The organism is Brevibacterium sp. FME17, assembly GCF_014897515.1.
Taxonomy (GTDB): Bacteria; Actinomycetota; Actinomycetes; order Actinomycetales; family Brevibacteriaceae; genus Brevibacterium.
Window position 1 is genome coordinate 282,963 of sequence record NZ_JABUYD010000001.1, and the last position, 25,001, is coordinate 307,963.

22 protein-coding genes are annotated in these 25,001 nt (G+C 64.0%); all 22 read left to right on the forward strand.

What is annotated here, in order from left to right; all coding sequences use genetic code 11:
• The first annotated feature begins 26 nt into the window (after positions 1-26).
• The 22 genes from INT40_RS21100 (at position 27) to INT40_RS01310 (ending at position 24,918) form a co-directional block, all read left to right on the forward strand.
• Positions 27-986, forward strand: a complete 960-nt coding sequence (locus INT40_RS21100) for a methionyl-tRNA formyltransferase (protein WP_193095296.1) — start codon at positions 27-29, stop codon at positions 984-986.
• Positions 987-991: 5 nt separating this feature from the next.
• Positions 992-2,446 carry an RsmB/NOP family class I SAM-dependent RNA methyltransferase gene (locus INT40_RS01210; RefSeq protein WP_193095297.1) on the forward strand — a complete coding sequence of 485 codons (1,455 nt, stop codon included), beginning with the start codon at positions 992-994 and terminating at the stop codon, positions 2,444-2,446.
• Position 2,447: 1 nt separating this feature from the next.
• Positions 2,448-3,110: a ribulose-phosphate 3-epimerase gene (gene rpe / locus INT40_RS01215; protein ID WP_101570305.1), complete on the forward strand. Its 663-nt coding sequence runs from the start codon at positions 2,448-2,450 to the stop codon at positions 3,108-3,110.
• An 11-nt stretch (positions 3,111-3,121) separates the two neighbouring features.
• Complete coding sequence (locus tag INT40_RS01220) at positions 3,122-3,787, forward strand: nicotinamide mononucleotide transporter family protein (protein WP_193095298.1); 666 nt, start codon at positions 3,122-3,124, stop codon at positions 3,785-3,787.
• A gap of 115 nt (positions 3,788-3,902) precedes the next feature.
• Positions 3,903-4,166, forward strand: a complete 264-nt coding sequence (locus INT40_RS01225; RefSeq protein ID WP_193095299.1) for a phosphoribosyl-ATP diphosphatase — start codon at positions 3,903-3,905, stop codon at positions 4,164-4,166.
• A 103-nt stretch (positions 4,167-4,269) separates the two neighbouring features.
• Positions 4,270-5,109, forward strand: coding sequence for an ATP phosphoribosyltransferase (gene hisG / locus INT40_RS01230; RefSeq protein WP_101570302.1), 840 nt, complete (start codon positions 4,270-4,272; stop codon positions 5,107-5,109).
• A gap of 25 nt (positions 5,110-5,134) precedes the next feature.
• Positions 5,135-5,551, forward strand: a complete 417-nt coding sequence (locus INT40_RS01235) for a PH domain-containing protein (RefSeq protein WP_257930062.1) — start codon at positions 5,135-5,137, stop codon at positions 5,549-5,551.
• A 2-nt stretch (positions 5,552-5,553) separates the two neighbouring features.
• The gene (locus INT40_RS01240; protein WP_193095300.1) at positions 5,554-6,759 is read left to right on the forward strand and encodes a CaiB/BaiF CoA transferase family protein; all 1,206 of its coding nucleotides are present in this window, start codon (positions 5,554-5,556) and stop codon (positions 6,757-6,759) included.
• A 93-nt stretch (positions 6,760-6,852) separates the two neighbouring features.
• Positions 6,853-8,355, forward strand: a complete 1,503-nt coding sequence (locus INT40_RS01245) for a carboxyl transferase domain-containing protein (RefSeq protein ID WP_193070488.1) — start codon at positions 6,853-6,855, stop codon at positions 8,353-8,355.
• 28 nt (positions 8,356-8,383) lie between these two features.
• On the forward strand, positions 8,384-9,148 hold the full coding sequence (gene hisF / locus INT40_RS01250; RefSeq protein ID WP_101570298.1) for an imidazole glycerol phosphate synthase subunit HisF: 765 nt from the start codon (positions 8,384-8,386) through the stop codon (positions 9,146-9,148).
• Entirely contained in the window at positions 9,145-9,516 is a 372-nt protein-coding gene (gene hisI / locus INT40_RS01255; protein ID WP_193070489.1) for a phosphoribosyl-AMP cyclohydrolase, read from the forward strand. Before hisF ends, hisI begins: the two co-directional genes overlap by 4 nt.
• Positions 9,506-11,098, forward strand: coding sequence for an anthranilate synthase component I (gene trpE / locus INT40_RS01260; protein WP_193095301.1), 1,593 nt, complete (start codon positions 9,506-9,508; stop codon positions 11,096-11,098). Before hisI ends, trpE begins: the two co-directional genes overlap by 11 nt.
• 1 nt (position 11,099) lies before the next feature.
• Positions 11,100-11,717, forward strand: a complete 618-nt coding sequence (locus INT40_RS01265; RefSeq protein ID WP_226830494.1) for a Trp biosynthesis-associated membrane protein — start codon at positions 11,100-11,102, stop codon at positions 11,715-11,717.
• 98 nt (positions 11,718-11,815) lie between these two features.
• Positions 11,816-12,085 carry an HGxxPAAW family protein gene (locus tag INT40_RS01270; protein WP_101570295.1) on the forward strand — a complete coding sequence of 90 codons (270 nt, stop codon included), beginning with the start codon at positions 11,816-11,818 and terminating at the stop codon, positions 12,083-12,085.
• A complete protein-coding gene (gene trpC, locus INT40_RS01275) occupies positions 12,082-12,885 on the forward strand; it encodes an indole-3-glycerol phosphate synthase TrpC (protein WP_193095302.1) in 804 nt (267 codons plus the stop codon). Before INT40_RS01270 ends, trpC begins: the two co-directional genes overlap by 4 nt.
• A gap of 37 nt (positions 12,886-12,922) precedes the next feature.
• Positions 12,923-14,137, forward strand: coding sequence for a tryptophan synthase subunit beta (gene trpB, locus INT40_RS01280; RefSeq protein WP_193095303.1), 1,215 nt, complete (start codon positions 12,923-12,925; stop codon positions 14,135-14,137).
• Positions 14,134-14,925: a tryptophan synthase subunit alpha gene (gene trpA / locus INT40_RS01285; RefSeq protein WP_193095304.1), complete on the forward strand. Its 792-nt coding sequence runs from the start codon at positions 14,134-14,136 to the stop codon at positions 14,923-14,925. Before trpB ends, trpA begins: the two co-directional genes overlap by 4 nt.
• Positions 14,922-15,227, forward strand: coding sequence for a hypothetical protein (locus INT40_RS01290; protein WP_193070492.1), 306 nt, complete (start codon positions 14,922-14,924; stop codon positions 15,225-15,227). Before trpA ends, INT40_RS01290 begins: the two co-directional genes overlap by 4 nt.
• A gap of 187 nt (positions 15,228-15,414) precedes the next feature.
• Entirely contained in the window at positions 15,415-20,091 is a 4,677-nt protein-coding gene (gene gltB / locus INT40_RS01295; protein ID WP_193095305.1) for a glutamate synthase large subunit, read from the forward strand.
• Complete coding sequence (locus tag INT40_RS01300) at positions 20,084-21,568, forward strand: glutamate synthase subunit beta (protein WP_193095306.1); 1,485 nt, start codon at positions 20,084-20,086, stop codon at positions 21,566-21,568. Before gltB ends, INT40_RS01300 begins: the two co-directional genes overlap by 8 nt.
• A 116-nt stretch (positions 21,569-21,684) precedes the next feature.
• Positions 21,685-23,232, forward strand: a complete 1,548-nt coding sequence (gene pyk / locus INT40_RS01305; protein WP_193095307.1) for a pyruvate kinase — start codon at positions 21,685-21,687, stop codon at positions 23,230-23,232.
• A 270-nt stretch (positions 23,233-23,502) separates the two neighbouring features.
• Positions 23,503-24,918: a dicarboxylate/amino acid:cation symporter gene (locus INT40_RS01310; RefSeq protein WP_101570287.1), complete on the forward strand. Its 1,416-nt coding sequence runs from the start codon at positions 23,503-23,505 to the stop codon at positions 24,916-24,918.
• The last annotated feature ends 83 nt before the right edge of the window (positions 24,919-25,001 follow it).

Sequence of the window (25,001 nt, forward strand, 5' to 3'; positions counted from 1 at the left end):
CGAAGCGAACAAGTAGAATTCCTCAAGTGGATATCGTCTTTGCCGGAACTCCGGATGCCGCAGTGCCAGCCCTCGAGGCTTTCGTCGAATCTCGGCACCGCATCCGTGCCGTCCTCACCCGACCCGATGCCCCGGTGGGACGCAAACGTGTCCTCACCCCCTCACCCGTGAAAGCCCGTGCCCTCGAACTCGGTCTCGACGTCATCGAGGCGAGCCGACTCCGCGGCGAGGTCATCACAGAACTCAGAGCCCTCAAGGTCGACGCCGTAGCCGTCGTCGCCTATGGGGCCATCGCCGGACCGGCAGCACTGGCGACTGCCGAACTCGGCTGGTTCAACCTCCATTTCTCGCTTCTCCCAGAACATCGCGGAGCCGCCCCGGTCCAACGTGCCCTCATCGCAGGCCAGAGCCACAGTGGAGTCAGCGTGTTCAAGATCGACGAGGGCATGGACTCCGGACCCGTCCTGCGCCGCCTCGAACTCCCGTTGGACCATCCCGATGTCGCCACCGCACTCGACGACTATGCCCATAGGGGTGCGGCCGAACTGGTCGCGGCCTTCGACGACCTGGCCGACGGCACCGCGGTCATGAGCCCGCAGTCAGGGGAAGCGAGCCACGCGGACAAGATCGGTATCGCCGACGCCCATCTCGACTTCTCCGAGCCCGCACGGGCGATCATTGACCGTGCCCGGGGAGTCAGCCCGAGTCCCGGACCATGGGCCAACATCGATGGGAAGCGGGCCAAACTCTTCGGACTCGCACCCGCTCCCGACGTCGCCGCGGCCACCGATGTCGGGCTGCTGACCTCTTGGCAGAAGACAGCTGTCCTCGGCTGCGGCGACGGCTGGGTCCAGGTCGAGGAGATCCAACCCTTCGGCAAGCCTCGGATGGCTGCCGTGGACTTCCTGCGTGGCCGTGGCGACATCCGATTCGACCCCAGCGAAGCTAGTGCCGAGCCGACGGCAGACCCCGAGCAAGGAGCATGAGACCGATGCCAGCAGATGAGCGCATGCCGAGGAAGAGACCAGCGGGGAACAAGCCCCCAACAGGCGGCAAGTCCTCCGGCAACGGACCCTCGGGTGGGCGAGAGCCGCGTCAGGCCAAGAACTTGCCTCGGCGCATCGCCTGGGAGGTCCTCGTCGATGTGGAGACGAAGGACTCGTACGCGAACCTGCTCCTGCCCGCCAAGCTCGCCCGCACGCATATGGATCCCCAAGATGCGGCGTTCACGACCGAACTCACCTATGGCGCGCTGCGCCAACAGGAGTTCTACGATGCGATCATCGCCAAGGCCGCGAACCGCCCCATCGACAGCATCGACCCTGAACCGCTGGCCGGAATGCGCCTCGGCGCCCACCAGATCCTGTCCATGCGCGTGCCCGACCATGCAGCACTGTCGGAGACCGTGGCCGTCATCAAGTCCTATGCTCCGAAGACGGCCGGGTTCGTCAACGCCGTACTCCGCCGGGTCTCCGAGGTCGACCGGGACGAATGGCTGCGCCGTGTCACCGCCGGAGCCAGCGCAGTGAGCGAGCAGGCCATCGAATACTCCCATCCGGAATGGATCGTCCGGGCCATGACACAGGCCCTTAAGGGCCACGGCCGGCAGGCGTCTGAACTGCAGGCCCTGCTCGAAGCCGACAATGCGGCAGCGAAGGTCAGCGTCTCCGCTCTGCCGGGACTCATCGACCGCAGCGAACTGCCCGGGCAGCCGACCGAATTCTCACCCATCGGCGTCACCCTCGACACAGCGGTGCCCAAGAACGTCGATGCCGTCGCCAGCGGCCGGGCCCGAGTGCAGGACGAAGGGTCCGCGCTGGTGGCTCTGGCCCTGGCGCAGGTTGAGGCACCGGCAGGCACCTGGGCGGACCTGTGTGCAGGACCCGGTGGCAAGGCCGCAGTCCTCGCGGCGATTGCGAAGGCGTCGGGAACCTTTCTCGATGCCTTCGACTCCAGCGAGCACAGGGTCGAACTTGTGCGATCCTCCACCCAGGCCCTCGATAACGTCACGACCCGCGTCCAAGACGCCCGCGAGGCCACAGGCCCCTACGCGAAGGTGCTCGTCGACGTTCCCTGCTCGGGACTCGGCGCCCTGCGTCGTCGCCCCGAGGCCCGCTACCGTCGTCGCCCTGAGGACATCAACGCGCTGGCAGGACTGCAGCGAGAACTGTTGCGGGCAGCCTTGGACGCATGCGCTGCCGGGGGAGTCGTCGCCTACTCGACCTGCTCTCCCCACTACGCGGAGACAGTGCTCGTCGTCGACGATGTCCTGCGCGGGTCCGACATTGAAATCCTGGATGCCCCAGCTGTCCTCGCAGAGGTCACGGGCACCGATGCCGAAGGGTTCACCTCGGTGAGCCGGGGAACGGGACGGTACGCTCAGCTGTGGCCCCATGTCCACAACACCGATGGAATGTTCTTGGCTCTGATGCGGAAGGCGCACTGAAATGGCGATCGAGATCAACCCCAGCATCCTCAGCTCCGACTTCTCGGACCTGCGAGGCGAACTGGCAAAAATCAGCACCGCCGATATGGCGCACATCGACGTGATGGACAACCATTTCGTTCCGAACCTCACCTTCGGCCCGCCCGTGGTCGAACGGATCCAGGCGATCAGTCCGATCCCGCTCGACGCACACCTGATGATCGCCGACGCGGACCGGAACGCACCGGTCTACGCCGAGCTCGGCTGCGCCTCGGTGACCTTCCACGCCGAGGCGGCCGCCGCACCTGTGCGCCTGGCTCGGGAGATCCGAAAGCTGGGAGCCAAAGCCAGCCTCGCACTCAAGCCGGCGACCCCCATCGAGCCCTACATCGACCTCCTCGGCGAGTTCGACCAGATCCTCATCATGACCGTCGAACCCGGTTTCGGTGGACAGAAGTTCCTGGATGTGTGCCTGCCGAAGATCCGTCGCACCCGTGAGGCGATTTCAGCCTCCGGGCTGGAGATCAAGCTGCAGGTCGACGGGGGAGTCTCGACGTCGACGATCGAACGCGTCGTCGACGCCGGCGCCGATGTGCTCGTGGCCGGCTCCGCCGTCTACGGACCCGACGATGCAGCCACCGCGATCTCGGAGCTGCGTGAACTCGCAGCATCACACGTGCACTGAAGAAGGCGGAAATGGAACTGCTCGACTGGCTGAACACCCCAGCATTCGAACTGCTGGGCAAACCAGTGCCGTATTCCGATCTGTTCGGCAATATCTGCGCCTTGGCCACCGTGGTCCTGGCGCTGCGGCGCAACATTCTGTCCTGGCCGGTCCAGATCCTGGGTTCCATCCTTCTCTTCGCCGCCAGCATCTCCGCCGGACTCGGCGGCAACGCCTCCCGCCAGGTCGTCATCATCGTGGCCGCAGTGTGGGGCTGGACGCAGTGGAAGAAATCCCGGGAAGCCGCCGGCGAAGTCCTCGTCCGCTGGGCGATCTGGAAGGAGCGACTGCTCCTGATCGGCGGGCTCCTCGTGGGCACCGGAGTCTTCGGCTACGTCCTGGCACTGGGCGGATGGTCCTGGAACCCCTATCCCGACGCCTACATCTTCGTCGGCTCAATCGTGGCGATGTACGCCCAGGGTCGTGCGATCGTCGAATTCTGGTTCGTGTGGCTGGCCGTCGACCTCGTAGGGATACCCCTGGCCGTCGCCGGAGGACTCGTGTTCTCCGGTGCCGTATACCTCATCTTCCTCGTCATGGTCGTCCTCGGCTTCATCGACTGGTCGAAGAGATCGAAGCAGACGATCTCGGCGCCTCATCGAGGCGCCACGGACATCAACCGAGGCAGCGAGGAATGAGACCTCCCAGTCGTGGGTGATCGTCCCGTCGAGTGGACCGTTCCGTAGTGGGGTAGCGTCCCGATGGCCGAGACCCCGTGTGAGCGTGTTGAGATCGATGTATTAGGCTGGTTTCGTGAAGACTTTTGACTCGCTGTACGCCGAACTCCTGCAGAAATCCCTCGATCGTCCTGAAGGCTCGAAGACCGTGGCCGAACTCGACGCAGGAGTCCATGCGATCGGGAAGAAGGTCGTCGAAGAAGCCGCAGAGGTCTGGATGGCGGCCGAATATGAGACTAAGGATGAGCTCGCCGAGGAGATCTCCCAGCTGCTCTACCACCTGCAGGTGCTCATGGTCGCTAAGGATCTCAGCCTCGACGACGTCAACTCACATCTCTAGAGGTCAACTCACATCTCTAGAGGTCAACCCGCATCAGTCGAGACGCACGGAGCTGCAGATCGACTCCACAATAACCGTTGACGATGAAACACAAAAGGACACCATGCTGCGTGTAGCCGTGCCGAACAAGGGCGCACTGTCCGAAGCCGCCTCCGAGATGCTCAGCGAGGCCGGATACTCCACTCGCCGGGGGAGTAAGACCTTGGTCCATCAGGACGAAGTCAACGGCGTCGAGTTCTTCTACCTGCGCCCCCGCGATATTGCCGTCTACGTCGGATCGGGCATCCTCGACGCCGGCATCACCGGTCGTGACCTGCTGTTGGAGTCGAAGGCCGAAGCGCAGGAAGTCATCGGTCTCGGCTTCGGTGCCTCCCGCTTCTTCTACGCCGGAGTCACCGGTTCCTACACCTCGCCCACCCAGCTGGAAGGCGCACGCATCGCCACCAGCTTCCCGAACCTCGTCGAAGCCGACCTGCAGGCCCGGGGCATCAACGCAAAAACCGTCCAACTCGACGGTGCCATCGAAGTTTCCATCCAGCTCGGCGTCGCCGAGGCCATCGCCGATGTGGTCGAGACCGGCAGCACGCTGCGCGCTGCAGGGCTCGAGACATTCGGGGAGCCACTGCTGGAATCCGAAGCCGTCCTCGTCCAGCGCGACGGAGCAGCCGAGACCATCGAGGTGCTGCGACGCCGTCTCGAATCCGTGATGGTGGCCCGGCAGTACGTGCTCGTCGACTACAACATCGAAGAGCGGCTGCTCCCCGAAGCACTCGGACTCACCCCCGGTCTCGAATCACCCACCATCTCCCCACTGCAGGAGACCGGCTGGGTGGCGGCCCGCGTCATGGTCGAATCCAAAGAGGTCAACAACGTCATGGACCGTCTCTACGCGGTCGGTGCCCGTGCGATTCTGGTGACGAACATTGGCGCCTGCCGAATCTGAATTCCGCGTCTTCCGACCCCGCCAGGTGCGCATCATCAGCACCGTCGGCGCAGTGATGGTGTTCATCGGCTTCGCGGTGCTGTCCATCGCACTGCTCGTCGTGGACTGGGATCCCTGGACCCCGCTCGACGTGGTCTGGATGAACCTGCTCGGTATCATCTTCGCTGCGGCACTGCTGCGCGTCGCCGACATCCAGGCCCGACCCAGTGAATCCGGTCTGGTCGTGAAGAACATGGTCAGGACGCGTACCTTCGCCTGGGGGCAGATCCTCGGCGTCGCCTTCTCACCGGAAGGGGACGATCCGTGGCCCACTCTTGATCTGACCGACGGAACCACATATGCCGTGATGGCGATCCAGCACGCAGATGGACCCCGAGCCCACGAGGAATGTCAGCGGTTGCGTATGCTCATCGCTAGATGGACCCACTTCAAGGAGGAATAGGAATGTCGAAGGACACAATCACAGGGGTCGAAGGCCCACTGACCGGATACACGGTCGTCGACCTCTCACGCGCATTGGCCGGCCCACACGCGGGAATGATGTTCGGCGACCTCGGCGCCCGTGTGATCAAAGTCGAAAACCCGGGCAAAGGCGATGACTCACGGTCCTGGGGCCCTCCATTCGTCGGTCCCGAAGACGACCCGCAGGCCACATACTTCTTCTCCTGCAACCGCAACAAGGAATCCATCGCCCTCGACCTCAAATCGGACACCGGCAAGGAGACGTTGCGGGAACTGATCTCCCGCGCCGATGTGCTGATCGAGAACTTCCGCTCCGGAGTCCTCGACCGCCTCGGGTTCTCCACCGCCGTGTGCATGGAGATCAACCCCCGCCTGGTGCTGCTCTCGATCACCGGTTTCGGCCACGACGGCCCCGAGTCCTCCCGGGCAGGCTACGACCAGATCGCCCAGGGCGAGGCCGGACTCATGTCGCTGACCGGGTCCGGGCCCGATGACATGCAGCGTGTGGGTGTGCCCATCGCCGATCTCCTGGCCGGCATCTACGGCTCCTACGGTGTGCTCGCCGCCCTCCTCGAACGCGAACGCACGGGCAAGGGCAAGGTCGTGCGCACCTCCCTCATCGCCGGCATGGTCGGAGTCCACGCCTTCCAGGGCACACGCGCCACAGTGGCCGGACAGACCCCTGGGCCCGGCGGCAACCACCACCCTTCGCTCTCGCCCTACGGACTGTTCAGGTGCGACGACGGTGCCGTGCAGATCTCCGTGGGCAACGAGAACCTGTGGCAGAAGTTCTGCGCAGCCTTCGAAATCGATCCGGCCACCGAGGGCATGGGCGACAACGCCTCACGCGTCGCGAACCGTCCGGCCGTGATCGAACTCATCGAAAGCAAGTTCGCCGCCTACGGACCGGACGATCTCCTCGCCAAGCTCGGCGCCGCCGGAATTCCATCCGGCACCGTCCGCACCCTGCAAGAGGTCTACTCCTGGGATCAGGCACTGAGCCAAGGACTCAAGGTCTCGGTCGACCACCCGGTTCTCGGTGACATCGACCTGCCCGGACCACCCCTGCGGTTCTTCGACGCAGATGGTGAGGCCGAGGTCGAAACCACGCGGACAGCCCACGATGCGCCGCCGCTGCTGAATGAGGATGCCGAGGCGATCGTGTCCTGGCTCGATTCGGACAGCTGAGGCCCTGACCGCAGCGCCACCGTCTGATCTGCACCCGGTGGTCCAACTTCGCTTTACCGTTCGTCAGACACATCTGAAACAGGAGATAAGCACGTGGCACGGTTGAATGCACATGAACTCGTCGACATCGTCGTGGATGACGGATCATTCGTGTCCTGGGATACGGCTCCGGTCATGCCCGCAGGAGGCATCTCCGAGGAGTACGCGGCCGAACTCGCCGCTGCCCGGGAGAAGTCCGGGGTCGATGAGGCTATCATCACCGGCGAAGGCATGATCGAGGGGCGCCGCGTCGCCATCGTGGCCGGAGAATTCCGGTTCCTCGCCGGTTCGATCGGAGTCTCAGCGGCCCAACGGCTCGTCGAGGCGATCGAACGAGCCACGCTCGAGGGGCTGCCGCTTCTGGCAGGACCGGCCTCGGGCGGAACCAGGATGCAGGAAGGCACCATCGCATTCCTGTCGATGGTCAAGATCACCAATGCCGTGATGGCTCACCGCCGGGCCGCCCTGCCCTACCTGGTGTATTTGCGGCATCCCACCACCGGCGGCGTCTTCGCCTCCTGGGGGTCGATGGGCCACGTCACCGTCGCCGAGGCGGGGTCCCTCATCGGCTTCCTCGGCCCACGTGTCTACGAAGCCATCTATGGGGAGAAGTTTCCCGAGAATGTGCAGACCGGTGAGAACCTGCACAAGCACGGCATCATCGACGCGGTGATCGGTCCCGAGCGGATTCAGACCACTGTGGCTCGCGTCCTCGACGTGCTCATGGGCGCCAAAGAGATTCCGCTGCGCGTCGCCGATCCTGACACCCGCCCCGAGGTGGTGGACCCGAACTCCGATGCCTGGGAGGCGATCACCCGGTCGCGCAACCCGGAGCGTCCTGGAGTCCGTGACCTCCTGCGCACCGCAGCCAACACCGTGTTGCCACTCAACGGCACCGGACAGGGGGAGAAGGATCCCGGCCTGCTGCTCGCACTGGCGAAATTCGGCTCCGCCCCGTGCATCATTCTCGGCCAGGACCGGTTTCGTCAGGACTCCCGGGCACCTCTGGGGCCTGCAGCACTGCGCGAGGCTAGGCGCGGCATGCGGTTGGCGGCCGAACTCAATCTTCCTCTCGTGACCGTCATCGACACCCCTGGCGCTGCACTGTCGAAATCCGCCGAAGAAGGGGGAATCGCCGGAGAGATCGCCCGCAGCCTCGCCGACCTCGCGAACCTCGACGCCCCCTCGGTGTCCCTCATCCTCGGTGAAGGATCCGGTGGGGGAGCCCTCGCACTGATTCCCGCCGATCGAGTCCTCAGCGCCGAGAACGGCTGGCTCTCACCGCTGCCACCGGAAGGCGCCTCAGCGATCGTGCACCGAACAACCGAGCGCGCACCGGAGATGGCCCAAAGCCAGGGCGTGCATGCACCCATGCTCAAGGAGACGGGTGTCGTCGACCGCATCATCGCCGAACATCCGGACGCTAGCCAGGAGCCGTTGGACTTCGTGTCCCGGGTGGGTGCGACACTGGAGTACGAACTCATCGAACTCATGCGCGAACCCTCCGATCGTCGCCTGGCGCGGCGGATGGAACGGTATCGCACACTTGGAATCTGAACGTCGATTGGGAATCTAGGAGAATCACATGGTTGCCATCAGAGTCATACCCTGCCTCGACGTCGACGAAGGACGTGTCGTCAAGGGCGTGAAGTTCGCTGACCTCAAGGATGCCGGCGACCCGGTCGAACTGGCGCGACGCTACGGGGAGTCCGGAGCAGACGAGCTGACGTTTCTCGATGTCACCGCCAGCAGCGGTGATCGGGAGACCGTCCACGACATCGTCCGTGCCTGCGCGGAAGAGGTCTTCATCCCGCTGACCGTCGGCGGCGGCATCCGCAGCGTCAACGACGTCGACCGGCTTCTGCGCGATGGGGCCGACAAGGTCTCCGTCAACACCTCCGCGGTGGCAGATCCGACGCTCATCAGCGATATCGCCCACCATTTCGGCAATCAGGTCCTCGTCCTCTCCCTCGACGCCCGTCGTACTCAGGGGACGCAGACTCCGTCTGGCTTCGAAGTCACCACCCGCGGTGGCCGTGAGGGGACCGGTCGCTGTGCGATTGAGTGGATCACCGAGGCGGCCGGACGCGGCGTCGGTGAGATCCTGCTCAACTCCATCGACGCAGACGGGACCCGTGACGGCTTCGATCTCGAGCTCATTGCCGCGGCTCGCGCAGCCGTCGACGTTCCGCTGATCGCGTCCGGGGGAGCCGGACGGGTCGAACACTTCGCTCCGGCCGTGGCTGCCGGAGCCGACGCGCTGCTGGCCGCAAGTGTCTTCCACTTCGGGACACTGAGCATCGCCGAGGTCAAAGACGCACTGCGCAAGGAAGGAATCGAGGTCCGATGAGCACACACGATTCAACCACCCAGGTCGATGCCGATCCGGACAATTGGCGCGAACTGATCACTGTCAACGCCGACGGGCTCATTCCCGTCATCGTCCAGGAAGTCACGACCCGAGAAGTCCTCATGATGGCGTGGATGGACACCGAAGCCATCGAACGCTCCCTGAGCACCGGTGCCGCTGTGTACTGGTCGCGGTCCCGGCAGGAATACTGGGTCAAGGGTGAGACTTCGGGGCACACACAGAAGGTGATCTCCCTGAGCCTCGACTGCGATGCCGACGCTCTGCTCATGGAGGTCGAGCAGACCGGTCCGGCCTGCCACACCCAGACCCCGACCTGCTTCACCGGAAGGACCATCAGTGCCAACTGACACAGGGACCACCGACACAGGATCCAGCGACACCGGATCCGCAGACACAGCGCTGGCGATTCGCCCCAGCCTTGAGGAATTCCGCGCTTCGGGCGCCGACCATCGCCTGGTGCCGGTCCACGCGGAGGTACTCGCCGACACCGAGACCCCGCTGAGCCTGTACCGCAAGCTCACGGACGGTGGCCCCGGCAGCTTCCTTTTCGAATCGGCCGTGTCCGGAGCCTGGGCGCGCTACTCGTTCATCGGCTCCGCGCCGGTGGCCACCCTGATCTCCGAGGGAGAGAGCTTTCGTTGGGAAGGCACACCGCCGGTGGGGATCCCGACCGAAGGCAGCGTTCTCGATGCCGTCACCGCGACCCTCGAGCTCCTTGCTGTGGACGGGACCGAGTCGCTTCTGCCACCGATGGTCTCGAGCTTCGTCGGGTACTTCGGATGGGACATTGTGCGTGAGTTCGAGCGCCTCGGCCCCGCTCTCGCCAATGAGCACCATCTGCCGACTGTGCAGCTGATGATCCCCGGAGACATCGCGGTCTACGACCACTACTCGGGAACCCTCACGCTTGTCGCCAACGTATTCAACGTCAACGGAGCCGATACCGGCATCGACGAGGCCTACCACGCTGGTGTGCATCGGATCGAAGCGATGCTGGCCCGAATCAGCAGGCCCAGCGAAGCCGAGATCTCGAGCACGCACTTCGTCAAACCCGAGGTCACGACCCGCACCGACCCGCAGGTCTATCTCGATAACGTCGAACGCGCCAAACTCGAGATCGTCGACGGAGAGATCTTCCAGGTCGTCCTCGGGCAACGCTTCGACACCGCGTGCGAAGCCGATCCGCTGACTGTCTATCGGATGCTGCGTCATTCGAACCCCAGCCCGTTCATGTACCTGCTTAACCTCCATGACGACCAAGAACAGCCCTCCAGCATCATCGGCTCATCCCCGGAGGCTCTTGTCACGGTCCGCTCCGGCGACGTCGTGACCCACCCGATTGCGGGTTCACGCCCTCGCGGCGCCACGACCGAAGAGGACTCGGCGCTGGCCAGAGACCTCATCAGCGACGAGAAGGAACGTGCCGAGCACCTCATGCTCGTCGACCTCGCCCGCAATGACCTGGCCAAGGTGTGTGTGGCCGGCACCGTCGATGTCAGCGAATTCATGGACATCGTGCGCTACAGCCACATCATGCACATCTCCTCGACCGTGCGCGGACAACTCGCACCCGGCCACGGCGCGGTGGACGTTCTGCGGGCCACATTCCCGGCGGGCACACTCTCCGGAGCGCCGAAGCCGCGGGCTCTGCAGATCATCGACGAACTCGAACCCATCGGCCGCGGAATCTACGGGGGAGTCGTGGGCTATATGTCCTTCACCGGCGACCTCGATCTGGCGATCGCCATCCGTACCGGAGTTCTTCGCAATAAGGTCATGAGCGTGTACGCCGGCGGCGGACTCGTCGCCGATTCCGTGCCCGAAACCGAATATGAGGAATCGCAGAACAAGGCGGCAGCAGTCCTCGGAGCGGCGGCAGCAGCCAGCGCCGTGGAAAAGCTCGGAACTTCGACCAGGGAACGAGGCTGAGATGACGAAATCACGTGGTGTTCTCCTCGTGCTCATCCTCGCCGGTGCCCTGTGGGCCATCAGCATTGCGTCTTGGCAGGCCGGCGTCGCCGGTGACACGCTCGGACCTGCAGGCGTAGCCGATGTCACAGAGGACGCGAGTTCACAGGCATCGCCGGTCGCGACCGCCTGCGTCGCAATCATCGCCGTCACCGGACTGCTCTCGGCCATGCTCGGCAAGATCGGACGCTTCGTCGTCCTCGGTTTCGCTGCATTGGCCGCGATCGGCTACGGCATGACGGCGCTGCAGTCCTTGTCGGCCCCCGGTGCCACCGCCTGGCCGATCGGGGGACTGTGCGCGGCAGCCATCGCCCTCCTCGTCATCGTCTACGTGGCCTTCGCCTCGGCGAGTTGGGCCAATTCGAACCGGTATGCCAGGACGGCGGAAGCCGGGGGCGAAGAATTCGACTCGGCCGCGACCTGGGACGCACTCTCCCGCGGAGACGACCCCGAACCGGGCCCGGAAACGTCGGAGCCTGAGGCCAGCGAAACATCGGTCCCTGAGTCCGATGACGGCCACGAGCCGACAGCCGATGGCACCGATCCCAACGCTGGTGGGGCCGAAGATGAATCGAAATGACCTCGTGACCGGGTCGGTGTCTCGACCCAACTCGAAGCGTGTCACAATGGATGCAACAAGTTTTCACGCGTGCCACGCCTGCATCTCTAAGGAGCACCATGTCGCAAACCGTCGCTCGTAACGGCGCAACCGATCTCGACAAATCGACGATCGACTATGCAGCCATCGCCGACCCAGGACACGGGAATTCCGTGGCCGGTTGGACCGGCGTCATCATTATGCTCATCGGCGTCACCATCGGCTGCGTCGGGTTCACGATCCACACCGCGACCATCACCTATGTGGGCGTCGGCGTCGTCGTACTCGGCTTCATCGTCGGCGTCATCCTGCGTGCTGTCGGTCTGGGAAACAAGCCGAAGAAGAAATGACAGTTCTCGACGACATCGTCGCCGGAGTACGCGAAGATCTCGCCGAACGCCGGAGGCAGACACCACTGGCAGACGTCATCGACCGCGCGCGTGAGGCTCAGCCTGCGCGTGCGTTCGATCTTGATGCCGAATTCGGGGTCATCGCCGAGGTGAAACGACGTTCTCCCTCCCGCGGAGACCTTGCCCACATCCCGGATCCAGGAACCTTGGCCGGCCTCTACGCCGCCGGGGGAGCACAGGCGATCAGCGTCCTCACGGAAGGACGTCGCTTCTCCGGCAGCCTGGATGATCTCGACTCCGTCCGGGCAGCCGTCGACGTTCCTGTCCTGCGCAAGGATTTCATGGTCGATGAGTACCAGTTCCATGAGGCGCGAGCCCATGGCGCCGATCTCGTCCTCCTCATCGTTGCGGCACTCGATGTCGCCCAACTCCACGAGTTCCACGCCCTCGCCCACGAATTGGGGATGACGGCCCTCGTAGAGACGCACAACGCCGAAGAGCTGGCGATTGCGGCTGAACTCGATGCCCCACTTATCGGCATCAACACCCGCAACCTCAAAGATCTCAGCGTCGACACGAACCGCTTTGCGCCGCTGTCCGATCTGGCGCCGGCAGAATGCACGCTCGTGGCAGAGTCCGGAGTCGCAGGCCCCGCAGAAGTCGAGACCTACGCCGATGCCGGCGCCGATCTCGTGCTCGTCGGCGAGGCGCTGGTGACCGGCGGCGACGCGAAGTCCGCTGTGGCCGAGTTCACCTCGATCGGGCAGAAACGCCGGGCGGCGACCAGTCGTCAGTCTTGATCCACCCGAACACCAATTTGCACCACGAAGGACGGCAATGACCGATTTGAGCCAGGAGAACGGACCCTATTTCGGTTCGTACGGAGGCAGGTTCTTCCCAGAAGCGCTGATCCCCGCACTCGACGAGATCGAGGAGACATGGCGCAAATCCCAAGTTGATCCGCAGTTCACGGAACAGCTGCTGGACCTGCAGAAGAACTACATCGGCCGTCCCAGCCTGCTCACCGAGGCCACCCGTTTCGCCGAGCACTGCGGCGGAGCCCGGGTCTTCCTTAAGCGTGAGGACCTCAATCACACCGGCAGCCACAAGATCAACAACGCCTTGGGTCAGGCTCTCCTAGCCAAACGCATGGGGAAGACTCGCGTCATCGCCGAGACCGGTGCTGGACAGCATGGTGTCGCCACAGCCACAGCAGCCGCTCTCCTCGACATGGAGTGCGAGGTCTACATGGGCGAAGAGGACACTCAGCGACAGGCACTCAACGTTGCCCGGATGCGTCTGCTCGGAGCCAAGGTCAACTCCGTGTCCAACGGCACCAAGACACTCAAAGACGCGATGAACGAAGCGATGCGTGACTGGGTCGCCAACGTGGATCGCACCCACTACATCATCGGCACCGTCGCTGGCCCCCACCCCTTCCCAGCCATGGTGCGGTCATTCCAAGACATCATCGGCATCGAATCCCGCGAACAGATCCAGAACGCTGTCGGCCGTCTGCCCGATGCGGTCTGCGCCTGTGTCGGCGGCGGGTCGAATGCCATGGGCATCTTCGCCGCGTTCCTCGCCGATACCGAGGTGAAGATCTACGGCTTCGAAGCCGGAGGAGAAGGCGTCGACAGCGGCCATCACGCCGCCCGATTCTCCGGCGGACGCCCCGGAGTCCTTCACGGTTCCGCTACCTACATCCTGCAGGACGAAGACGGCCAGACACGAGGCTCCCACTCGATCTCCGCCGGACTCGACTACCCATCGGTCGGCCCCGAGCATTCCCATCTCCACGACACGGGGCGTGTGACCTACGAACCCGTCGTCGACGAAGAGGCGATGGAAGCCATGCAGCTCCTGTCACGGACCGAAGGCATCATCCCCGCAATCGAATCCGCTCACGCACTGGCTGGCGCGATGCGCATCGGCCAGGAACTCGGCAGCGATGCTGTCTTGCTCGTGAACCTCTCGGGGCGCGGTGACAAGGACATGACGACCGCCGCCAAATGGTTCAACTACTTCGACGAAGGAGCTGTGCAGGTATGACGAGCTCAGGATTCCGAACAGGTACCACTCTCGACGCGGTCGCCCAAGCGGGTCGCAAGGCCGCACTCATCGGCTACCTGCCCGTCGGATTCCCTTCCGTCGAGGGGTCCATCGAGGCCATGGTCGAACTCGTGAAGTCCGGCGTCGACATCGTCGAGGTCGGCATGCCCTACTCCGATCCTGGAATGGATGGCCCTGTCATCCAGCGGGCCGCAGAACAGGGACTCGCTGCCGGGGTGCGGACCTCCGACATCTTCACCGCTGTCTCAGCTGTCGCCGAGGCCGGCGGAACTGCCGTAGTGATGAGCTACTGGAACATCGTCCTGCAATACGGTGTCTCCGCCTTCGCCCGCGACCTGGATTCGGCCGGCGGCGGCGGCATCATCACCCCGGACCTGATCCCCGATGAGGCCCCCGAATGGGTGAGCGCCTCAGACGAGTACGATCTGGACCGCATCTTCCTCGCCGCACCCTCATCGACCCCCGAACGTCTTGCCGCCATCGTGAATGCGAGCCGTGGATTCGTCTATGCCTCCTCGACGATGGGCGTGACAGGAGTTCGCTCCGAGGTCGACAACCACGCTCGCGACCTGGTGACCCGCCTCAAAGAGGCCGGAGCACCGCACGCCTGCGTCGGGCTCGGAGTCTCAACCCGCGAACAGGCCGCAGAAGTCGCCGACTACGCCGACGGTGTGATCGTCGGCTCTGCCCTGGTGCGTGCTCTTGACAGCGACGGAGTCAGCGGAATCTCAGCCTTGGCCACTGAACTCGCCGAGGGCTGTGCATGAGCCGGGCCGATTTGCTCAGCGCCGACAACGGCCTTCAGCTCGGCTCGGTCTTGATCCCATTCTGGGTCCTGGGGGCCCTTGCGCTCCTTGTCGTCCTCCTCATCGTCGGCATAGTCGTCTATCGCCTGGCTCGGCGTGCGCGGAAGCTGGCACGTGCCACGGATGATGCCGCGAAGGGCGCCGGCGAGGACTTCGGAGGGCACGGCTTCGGATACTTCGGAGCGGTCACCTCGGCGATCTCGATCACGCCGGATGTGAGGCCGCGATCTCACGACACCAACGGTTCGAACTCCGACGACTGAGACGTTCTGGTTCTTTTTACGGTCCTTTTTCGCTGCCTACCTGAGCTGCCCAGGGGTGTAGGTTAGGTATCCGACCGTGAGAACCACGTCACACCTTTGTCTGAGGACGATCTTCTTAAGACACCGCACCAACAGCTAGAGACAGCGCCGTCTTTAACGTAGATACCTACACCCCGTGAAGGCAGCGATGTACAGTGATGACTCTTCGAACCCGAAAACTTTGCGCCACCCAGTGCGCGCAGGACTCTACGATCCCGCCCTCGAGCATGATGCCTGCGGACTCGCACTCATCGTTCGCTACCGCGGACCGGCCGACCACAAGGTTGTCGAGCAGGCTCTGAGCGCTCTGCGCAAACTTGAGCATCGCGGCGGAATCGGCTCCGATGAGGGCACCGGCGACGGTGCTGGCATCACCCTGCAGATGCCTCACGACTACTTCGCCGAGGTGCTGCGTGAGCAGGGCGTCGAGCTTCCCGATCCCGGCGCCTACGCCGCGGGAATCGGTTTCTTCGCTCAGGACTACCGAGCTGACCTGACCAGAGCGTCTGAGCCCGAGCCCGCAGTCTCGTTCCCCTCGGCCCACAACGAGGAGTCTCTCCTCGAACGCATCGCCGCCGAAGAGGGGCTGTGTGTTCTGGCCTACCGCGACGTTCCCCACGATGCCAGCGTGCTCGGCGCCACCGCCCGCGCCACGATGCCCGTCATGTTGCAGGTCTTCTTCGGCATCGACGAACGCTACCCCTCACGCGACGACCATGACCTCACCCGCCGGGCCTACATTGTGAGGAAACGTCTCGACCACGCCGGAATCTACTTCCCCTCGCTCTCACCCGCGACGATCACGTACAAGGGCATGCTCTCGACAGGACAGCTCTCCGCCTTCTACACCGAATTGCTTGACGATCGTGTGACCTCACGGATCGCGCTCGTGCATTCACGATTCTCGACGAATACGTTCCCGTCCTGGCAGCTGGCACAGCCCTTCGGCACGATCGCCCACAATGGTGAGATCAACACGGTGCGCGGTAACCGCAACTGGATGAAGGCCAGAGAATCGACTCTGGCCTCTGATCTCCTCACGTCTCCTGTGCCCGGGACCTCGTCGAGTCTCGAGAGATTGTGCCCGATCGTGCCCCCGGGTGCCTCCGACTCGGCCTCATTCAATTCCGTGCTCGAGCTCATAGTCGCCTCGGGACGATCCCTGCCGCAGGCGATGCTGATGATGATCCCCGAAGCCTGGGAGAGCACCCCCGGCATGGGGGAGTCCCGCAGAGCCTTCTACGAATACCACTCCCTGCTGATGGAGCCGTGGGACGGACCGGCCTGTGTGGCCTTCACCGATGGCAAGCTTGCCGGTGCTGTCCTCGACCGCAACGGGCTGCGACCAGCGCGCTACGTCATGACATCTGACACTGTCGTGCTGGCCAGCGAGATCGGCGTCGTCGACTTACCGGAGACCGACATCGTTGCCCGTGGGCGTCTGACCCCGGGCCGCATGTTCCTCGTCGACACCGAATCCGAGCGCATCATCTCCGACACAGAGATCAAAAACCAGCTGGCCTCCGAACACCCGTATGAGGACTGGGTCAAGGGGTGCTCCCGACGACTGGCCGACCTGCCTACCCGAATCCACGTCACCCACCCGCAGGCTTCCGTCCGGAGACGCCAACGCACCTTCGGCTACACCGAGGAGGAGCTGCGGATCCTGATCTCACCCATGGCGGAGACCGGGGCCGAGCCGCTCGGAGCCATGGGCACGGACACCGCGATCGCGGCGCTGAGCACACGGCCCAGACTCCTCTTCGACTACTTCCATCAGAACTTCGCACAGGTGACGAACCCGCCGCTGGACTCCATCCGCGAGGACATCGTCACGAGCATGTCCTCGAGCATCGGCCGGGAAGGCAACCTGCTCCAGTCCACGCGACCTGACTCTGCGCACATCCTGCTCGACCGGCCCGTCATCGACAACGACGAGCTCACGGCGATCTCCCACGTCCAGGGCCACCACCTCGGCGTCGACGATGGCCGACCCAGCGTGACCCTGTCGGGCCTGTATTCGGTGAATGCCGGACCCGAAGCCATGGCGGCACGGCTCGAGGTGTTGTGCCAGGAGGCGAGCGCCGCGGTCGAGGCCGGAGCCGTGTTCATCATCCTCAGCGACAGGGACTCCACGGTCGATCTCGCTCCGATCCCGTCCCTGCTTCTGACCTCAGCGCTCCATCACCACCTGGTGCGAGCCCGATCCCGCACTCGTGTGTCGATCATCGTCGAAGCCGGTGACGTGCGGGAAGTCCATCATGTGGCCACTCTTGTGGCCTTCGGAGCGTCTGCGGTCAACCCGTATCTCGTCATGGAGTCGGCGGAGGCGCTCGTGCGCTCGGATCGCATCCGCGGTGTCAGTGAGGCAGCTGCCGTGGCCAATGTGCTCACGGCTCTGAACAAGGGCCTGCTGAAGATCATGTCGAAGATGGGGATCTCGACGGTGCAGTCCTATCACGGTGCGCAGACCTTCGAAGCCCTCGGACTCTCCGCTGACTTCATCGACGAGTACTTCACCTCCACCCCGCATCAGCTGAGTGGGAAGGGAATCATCGAGATCACTGCGGAGTCCAATGCCCGGCACGCCGATGCCCATCGCGACGATCATCCCGCACCCGCGCACCGGAATCTGCGTATCGGTGGTGAGTACCAATGGAGACGGGAGGGACCGGGCCACCTGTTCAATCCGGAGACGATCTTCAAGCTTCAGCACTCCACCGCCACCGGACGATTCGACATCTTCGGCGAATACACTCGGGCGGTCAACGAACAGTCCCGTGAGCTGATGACGCTGCGTGGCCTGTTCGAGCTCGTCCCCGCAGACACCGGACCCATCGACATCGCCGAGGTGGAACCCGCCTCGGCGATCATGAAGCGATTCTCGACCGGCGCGATGAGCTATGGGTCGCTGTCGCAGGAGGCCCACGAGACCCTGGCGATCGCGATGAACCGCATCGGCGGCAAGTCGAACACCGGTGAGGGCGGTGAAGACACCGAACGCCTGACCGATCCCGAACGCCGATCGGCGATCAAGCAGATCGCCAGCGGTCGCTTCGGTGTGACGAGTCATTATCTGAGCGAGGCCGATGACCTGCAGATCAAGATGGCGCAGGGAGCGAAACCCGGAGAGGGCGGGCAGCTGCCCGGGGCCAAGGTCTACCCGTGGATCGCAAAGACCCGGCACTCCACTCCCGGAGTCGGACTCATCTCCCCACCACCGCATCATGACATCTACTCCATCGAAGACCTTGCCCAGCTCATCCACGATCTCGGTCGGGCCAACGCCCGGGCCCGTGTGCACGTCAAGCTCGTCTCCGGGATCGGGGTCGGCACGGTTGCCGCCGGGGTGGCCAAGGCCGGTGCCGACGTCGTGCTCATCTCCGGCCATGACGGAGGCACGGGGGCCAGCCCGTTGAACTCGCTCAAGCACGCCGGCACACCGTGGGAGCTGGGCTTGGCCGAAGCCCAGCAGACGCTGGTGCTCAATGGTCTGCGGGACAAGGTCAGCGTTCAGGTCGACGGTCAGCTGAAGACCGGACGGGATGTCATCATCGCCGCTCTGCTCGGCGGTGAGGAATTCGGGTTCGCGACCGCGGCTCTCGTCGTTTCCGGCTGCATCATGATGCGCGTGTGCCACAAAGACACCTGCCCCGTCGGTGTGGCGACGCAGAACCCGAAGCTGCGCGAACGCTTCCACGGTCAGGCCGACCATGTGGTGAACTTCTTCACTTTCATCGCCGAGGAGGTCCGCGGCTATCTTGCACAACTGGGACTGCGGACGCTCGATGAGGCCATCGGCGCGGTCGAGCGGCTGCGCATCGATGAAGCCCAAGAGCGTGCCTCCGGCCTGCACCTCGACCTGGCATCCATCCTGAAGGTGCCCGAAGATGTTCACGGCAACACCACGGTGGCGCGCAGATGCACGAGCGCGGTCGACCGGGACTTCGCGGACGAACTCGACCTGCGTCTGTTGGCGCAGGCGCAGGCGTCGATCCGGTCCGGGACGAAGGTCACGATCACCTCGGCGATTGCGAACACGGACCGCAGCGTCGGCACACTGCTGGGCCACCACGTCACCCGCACCCATGCAGATCGGGGGCTGCGTGAGGACACGATCAGACTGTCGCTGCACGGAACCGCAGGACAGTCACTCGGGGCGTTCCTGCCTCACGGTGTCACCATCGACCTGCACGGAGATGCCAACGACTACGTCGGCAAGGGACTCTCCGGGGGAACGATCAGCGTGCATCCCCAGCCTGAGAACCCGACCCGTCCCGAACACAACGTGATCGCCGGCAATGTGCTGGGCTACGGTGCGACGGCCGGCAAGCTGTTCGTGTCCGGTCAGGTGGGGGAGCGCTTCATGGTGCGCAATTCCGGCGCCGAGGCGGTCGCCGAGGGCATCGGCGATCACGGCCTTGAGTACATGACAGGAGGAATCGCCGTGATCCTCGGCAGCACCGGACGCAACTTCGCCGCCGGAATGTCCGGTGGCACGGCGTACGTCCTCGACTTCAACCCCGCCCGGCTCAACCCCAAGGAACGCGCCGCCGGGGTGTTCCGCTTCACCGGGGTCGGAATCGCCGATACGGACGTGCTGCAGCGACTGCTATCTGAACATGTTCAGTGGACGAATTCACCCCTGGCCACGCAGCTGCTCGAGGGACTGCGCAGGGGAGAAGACGTCCTCTCCCGATTCACGAAGATCATCCCCGTCGCCTATGCGTTGGTCAAAGACGTTCAGGACGAGCTCACCGCGTCCGGAGAGCCCCTGGATTCCGAAGCCGCCTGGCACACAATTCTGGAGGTTGCCAATGGCTGATCCACACGGATTCCTAAGCGTCGATCAGAGGGAGACGCCCCGGCGTCGACCGGTCCCCATCCGCCTGATGGACTATCGCGAGGTCTACGAGGCGGGGGACCCCGAACAGCTGCGCAGACAGGCCTCACGGTGCATGGACTGCGGCGTCCCCTTCTGCCATCAGGGCTGCCCCTTGGGCAATCTGATTCCCGAGTTCAATGATGCAATGTATCGCGGAGAGCTGCCCCGGGCGGTCGAACTGCTGCATGCGACGAACAATTTCCCTGAATTCACCGGCAGGGCATGCCCGGCACCATGTGAGAACGCCTGCGTCCTCGGCATCAACCAACCGGCCGTGACGATCAAACAGGTCGAGGTGACCATAGTCGACCAGGGCTTCGAAGCCGGCCTCATCCAGCCGGTGATCCCGGAGCGGATCACCGGGCACACGGTGGCCGTCATCGGCTCCGGGCCCGCCGGCCTGTCAGCAGCCCAACAGCTGACGAGAGCCGGTCACACGGTCGTCGTCTACGAACGCGACGCCCGCCTCGGCGGCCTGCTGCGCTATGGGATTCCCGACTTCAAACTCGAGAAGCACCACATCGACCGCCGACTCGACCAAATGCGTGCTGAGGGCACACGCTTCAAGACGTCAATGGAGATCGGAGTCGACATCAGCCTCGAGGAGCTGCAGTCGAGCTTCGACGCGGTCATCGTATGTACGGGAGCCACGGTTCCCCGAGACATGGGCATCGCCGGCCGGGACCTCGACGGCATCGAATTCGCGATGGACTATCTGGTGCCCTCGAACAGGGTGCAGGCGGGGGAACAATCTGGGGTGCAGGACACCGGTCAGTCGGGGCGCGGGAAGTCCGGAGGCTTCATCGATGCCCGCGGCAAACACGTGATCATCATCGGCGGCGGCGATACGGGTGCCGACTGCTTGGGCACGGCACTGCGGCAGGCCGCGGCCTCGGTGACGACACTGGCGATCGGAACGCAGCCTCCCGCCGAGCGCAGCGAGTCCGATCCCTGGCCGACGGTTCCGCGGATCTTCGAAGTCCAGTCCTCTCATGAGGAGGGCGGAACACGGCGCTACCTCGCGTCGACGACTGGATTCGTCGGCGACGACGGGGGCAGCGTCATGGGCATCGACGTCGCCGAGACCCGCTTCGTCGATGGCGCACGAGTTCCAACTCCTGGTACCGAGCACCGTCTCGACGCTGACCTCGTCCTCTTGGCATTGGGGTTCTCAGGTCCCGAGTCTGAAGCGTTGGGCCTTGACGTTGCAGAAGGAGGCGCCTTCGCTCGCGATGACTCCTATGTGGGTTCGGCGCCGGGTGTCTTCATCGCCGGTGACGCAGGTCGGGGCCAGTCGCTGATCGTGTGGGCCATCGCTGAGGGGCGCTCGGCTGCGGCCGAGGTGGATCGCTTCCTCACCGGCTCATCACGGCTCCCAGAACCGGTCAGACCACACGAAAAGAGTTTTAAATGTTAAGATAGTCCGTGTCATTTAATGAGAAGTCCGCACGTAGGTGTGTGTGATTCTCCTCCGACGAACAGACGTGGCAGGCGGTTCGTATCGCCTGCCACGCTACAGGTAGGGTGGTGTGCATGAGGCGTGCAAAGATAGTCGCAACATTAGGTCCGAACCAGAACTCCTATGAAGAGATCCGCGCTCTTGTCGACGAAGGCGTCGATGTGGCCAGATTCAATCTCAGCCACGGCAAGCGGGAAGAGCACGAAGAGAAATTCGCCTGGGTTCGCCAGGCTGCACTCGATACAGGTCGCGCAGTCGCATTGCTGTTGGACCTGCAGGGCCCCAAGATCAGGGTCGGCAATTTTGCCAACGGCAAGGAAGAGCTCGTCGAAGGCGCAACATTCACGATCACCAACCGTGACATCGCGGGCACTGCGGAGGTCGTAAGCACCACGCTCTCGACCCTGCCAGGCGATGTCTCCGTCGGAGATCCGCTGCTCATCGACGATGGGCGCCTGCGTCTGCGTGCCACCGAGGTCACCGACACCGATGTCGTCACCGAGGTGGAGATCGGCGGAACGATCTCGAACCACAAAGGCATCAACCTTCCCGGTGTTCCGGTCTCCGTGCCGGCACTGTCGGAGAAGGACATAGAGGACCTCAAATGGGGCCTCAACCTCGGCTTCGACTGGGTGGCTCTGTCCTTCGTCCGCAGCCCCGAGGACATGGATGACGTCAGGGCGGTGATGGACGAAGTCGGCATCCACGCCCCCGTCATCGCCAAGCTGGAGAAGCCGCAGGCCGTGGAGCAGCTCGACGCGGTCATCGACGCCTTCGACGGAATCATGGTCGCCCGCGGCGACCTCGGCGTGGAACTGCCGCTTGAGCAGGTCCCGATCGTCCAGAAGCGTGCGGTCGAGATCGCTCGACAGCAGGCCAAGCCCGTCATCGTGGCCACTCAGATGCTCGAGACCATGATCGATGCTGCCAGGCCCACCCGCGCCGAGGCGAGCGACTGCGCCAACGCCGTCCTCGACGGTGCCGATGCCCTCATGCTCTCCGGTGAGACCTCGGTCGGCGAATACTGGGTCGAAGCGATCCGGACCATGAGCCGCATCATCGAGTCCACCGAAGAGCACGGCATGGAGCGCATCCCGCAGCTGGGCACAGTTCCCCACACCAAGGGAGGGGCCGTCACGGCCGCCGCTGTCCAGATTGCTGAACAGCTCGACATCGATCTGCTCTGCACCTTCTCTCAGACAGGTGACTCCGTGCGCCGGATGTCGCGTCTGCGTCCCGCCTGGCCGATCCTCGGGTTCACCCCTGATGCGCAGGTTCGCCACCAGCTGGCTCTGACCTGGGGCGTTCGCCCCTACCTGGTCAAGACAGTGCGACACACGGACCAGATGGCCAGACAGGTCGATGCTGTGCTGCTAGCCGACGGAACAGCACACGAAGGCGATCAGTCCATCCTCGTAGCCGGTTCCCCTCCCGGCATCCCCGGGTCGACCAATGCCCTGCGCATCCACACCATGGGTGATGCAGCCAAGGGTGTTGCCGCAGCCTACGAAGACTCCTCGGACGATGAGGAAGATCCTTTGGCCGGGTACGGCATCGTCTCCGAAACGCCGGTCACTCATGAGGTGCCGATCGTCAAGGAGAACGGCACACCGAGGCACTGAGTGCCACAACAGCGCCCATGCGCTGAGTCTGTCGATAACGGCGGTCGCCCCATCTGGGGTGGCCGCCGTTTGCCATGTGCGGGTGGTGACCGGAGTGGCTTGGGGAGGGTGGTGGCCGGTGCGGCTTTGGTGAGTGAGACCCACTTCACTTGGACTTGCGGAATTTCAGAGATTGCTCAACAGTTGTGTCTTGAGTTGAGCAATGCTTGAGTCAAGCATCGCTTGCGTTGAGCATTGTTTCGAAACCGACAGGCAAAGAAGAGGAATCGCATGAGATTGCCCAAGTGGAGCAGATCCTTCGGGGTGCAGGTCACCATAGCCCTGATTGCGGGCGTGGTGCTCGGGCTGATCGCCCGGTCCTGGGGTCCGGTCAGTGAGGGCCAGGACAACTGGCTCGGTCAGACCTTGGACACCATCGGGTCCTCGTATGTGACACTCCTCAAGGCGGCCGTCGTGCCGCTTGTGATCACCGCGATCATCGCCAGCATCGGCAACCTGCGCAAGGTCACCAACGCTGCCAGTCTTGCAGTCTCGACACTCCTATGGTTCGCACTCACGGCCCTCATCGCCGTCCTCATCGGCCTCATCCTCGGCGTTGTGATCCAGCCGGGCATGCACGCTGATGCCTCATCGTTGAGCGAATCTGCACCGGATTCGAACGGCAGCTGGATCGGATTCCTCACCGGTCTCGTGCCTGTGAACTTCCTCGGCCTCGAGGTCGGCACCTCCGCCGATGAATCCGGCGCTATGGTCTCCGAGGTCAACTTCAACATCCTTCAGCTCATCATCGTCTCCGGCGCGATCGGCATTGCCGCAGTCAAGGTCGGAAAGGCCGCCGAGCCATTCCTCCAGTTCGTGGAGGCAGCACTGGCCGTCGTCCAGAAGGTGGTGTGGTGGATCGTGCGCATCGCCCCGATCGGCACCCTCGGGCTCATCGGCAATGCCGTGAACTCCTACGGCTGGTCGACCATGGGTTCCCTGCTGTGGTTCGTCGTGGCCGTCTACATCGGCCTGGCAATCGTCTTCTTCGGCGTGTACCCGACCCTGGCGAAGCTCAATGGCCTCTCCGTGCGTCAGTACTTCTCCGGAGTCTGGCCCGCAGCTCAGATGGGCTTCGTCTCCCGGTCATCGATCGGTACCATGCCGGTCACCCAGAAGGTCGCCACCGACAACTTCGGAGTTCCCCAGAGCTACGCCGCATTCGCGGTTCCCTTCGGCGCGACCACGAAGATGGACGGCTGCGCCGCGATCTACCCGGCGATCGCTGCGGTCTTCGTGGCCCAGTTCTTCGGAATCGACCTCACAATCGTCCAGTACTTCCTCATCGTGTTCGTCTCAGTCATCGGCTCGGCGGCAACAGCAGGGACAACTGGTGCCACCGTCATGCTGACACTGACGCTGTCCACGCTCGGACTTCCACTTGAAGGTGTGGGACTGCTGCTGGCGATTGAGCCGATCGTCGACATGGGGCGCACCGCGCTCAACGTCTCCGGCCAGGCCCTCGTGCCTGCCATCGTGGCCAAGCGCCACGGAATCCTCGACGAAGCACGCTATGACTCGGACCGCATCAACGGCTATGTCCCGATGGGCGAGGACGTGGATGCAGGTGAGAACGGCGCAGGCACGATCGAAGCCGAACTCGAAGAGTCCTCACTCGAAGGCTCCTCGGGTGGGACCCGAGCCTGAGTCCACGATCTGAGCGGTGTCGAATCGGCTGAGGCGGAGTTCGCCGGTGGAACACCGCCTCAGCCGAAATGCAGAGAACCCCC

Bases quoted from the DNA above. Each gene is read 5' to 3' on its own strand.
- INT40_RS01210 (WP_193095297.1), top strand. From the start codon at position 992: ATGCCAGCAGATGAGCGCATGCCGAGGAAGAGACCAGCGGGGAACAAG.
- rpe (WP_101570305.1), top strand. From the start codon at position 2,448: ATGGCGATCGAGATCAACCCCAGCATCCTCAGCTCCGACTTCTCGGAC.
- INT40_RS01220 (WP_193095298.1), top strand. From the start codon at position 3,122: ATGGAACTGCTCGACTGGCTGAACACCCCAGCATTCGAACTGCTGGGC.
- hisG (WP_101570302.1), top strand. From the start codon at position 4,270: ATGCTGCGTGTAGCCGTGCCGAACAAGGGCGCACTGTCCGAAGCCGCC.
- INT40_RS01240 (WP_193095300.1), top strand. From the start codon at position 5,554: ATGTCGAAGGACACAATCACAGGGGTCGAAGGCCCACTGACCGGATAC.
- hisF (WP_101570298.1), top strand. From the start codon at position 8,384: ATGGTTGCCATCAGAGTCATACCCTGCCTCGACGTCGACGAAGGACGT.
- hisI (WP_193070489.1), top strand. From the start codon at position 9,145: ATGAGCACACACGATTCAACCACCCAGGTCGATGCCGATCCGGACAAT.
- INT40_RS01265 (WP_226830494.1), top strand. From the start codon at position 11,100: ATGACGAAATCACGTGGTGTTCTCCTCGTGCTCATCCTCGCCGGTGCC.
- INT40_RS01270 (WP_101570295.1), top strand. From the start codon at position 11,816: ATGTCGCAAACCGTCGCTCGTAACGGCGCAACCGATCTCGACAAATCG.
- trpC (WP_193095302.1), top strand. From the start codon at position 12,082: ATGACAGTTCTCGACGACATCGTCGCCGGAGTACGCGAAGATCTCGCC.
- trpB (WP_193095303.1), top strand. From the start codon at position 12,923: ATGACCGATTTGAGCCAGGAGAACGGACCCTATTTCGGTTCGTACGGA.
- trpA (WP_193095304.1), top strand. From the start codon at position 14,134: ATGACGAGCTCAGGATTCCGAACAGGTACCACTCTCGACGCGGTCGCC.
- INT40_RS01290 (WP_193070492.1), top strand. From the start codon at position 14,922: ATGAGCCGGGCCGATTTGCTCAGCGCCGACAACGGCCTTCAGCTCGGC.
- gltB (WP_193095305.1), top strand. From the start codon at position 15,415: ATGTACAGTGATGACTCTTCGAACCCGAAAACTTTGCGCCACCCAGTG.
- INT40_RS01300 (WP_193095306.1), top strand. From the start codon at position 20,084: ATGGCTGATCCACACGGATTCCTAAGCGTCGATCAGAGGGAGACGCCC.
- pyk (WP_193095307.1), top strand. From the start codon at position 21,685: ATGAGGCGTGCAAAGATAGTCGCAACATTAGGTCCGAACCAGAACTCC.
- INT40_RS01310 (WP_101570287.1), top strand. From the start codon at position 23,503: ATGAGATTGCCCAAGTGGAGCAGATCCTTCGGGGTGCAGGTCACCATA.